We start from the raw sequence: 652 nt of genomic DNA on the forward strand, positions 1-652 counted from the left end.
TTTACAAGGTGATCCAGGTCCAACCGGCCCAACAGGAGCCACTGGGATAACTGGTCCGACAGGTTCTGCAACTGGCCCGACTGGAGCAACCGGTCCAACTGGTCCACCAGGAGGTCCAACTGGTCCAACCGGTCCAGCAGGATCACCAGGGGGTCCAACTGGTCCGACTGGAGCAACAGGGGCAACAGGAGCGACAGGAGCGACAGGAGCGACTGGAATTCAAGGGGTACAAGGAATACAGGGACCGACCGGAGCAACTGGTGTAACAGGTTTGCAAGGAGTACAGGGACCGATGGGGGTAACGGGTCCAACGGGTGATCAAGGCATTCAAGGTCCACAAGGGATACAAGGGGTAACCGGTCCGACTGGTCCGCAAGGTCTACAAGGAATCCAGGGACCGGTAGGAGCAACCGGTCCGACTGGTCCACAAGGAGTGCAAGGGGCACAGGGGCCAATCGGTCCAACCGGCCCTCAAGGGATACAAGGCATACAAGGTGAGCAAGGAGTAAGGGGAGCGACCGGTCCAACTGGTTTACAGGGGCTACAAGGAATCCAAGGTCCGAGTGGTTCAACCGGTCCTCAAGGAGTGCAAGGCATACAAGGTCCGAGTGGCATAACAGGTCCAACTGGTCCTCAAGGAATACAAGGTATT

At 57.7% G+C, this 652-nt stretch carries 1 pseudogene; it reads left to right on the forward strand.

Features of this window, described 5'->3' with window-relative positions:
* A pseudogene (locus MR107_RS30270) lies at positions 1–652 on the forward strand (collagen-like protein); the annotation flags it as partial.

Origin of the sequence: Bacillus cereus group sp. BfR-BA-01441, from assembly GCF_022663075.1 — a bacterium.
GTDB lineage: Bacteria > Bacillota > Bacilli > Bacillales > Bacillaceae_G > Bacillus_A > Bacillus_A cereus.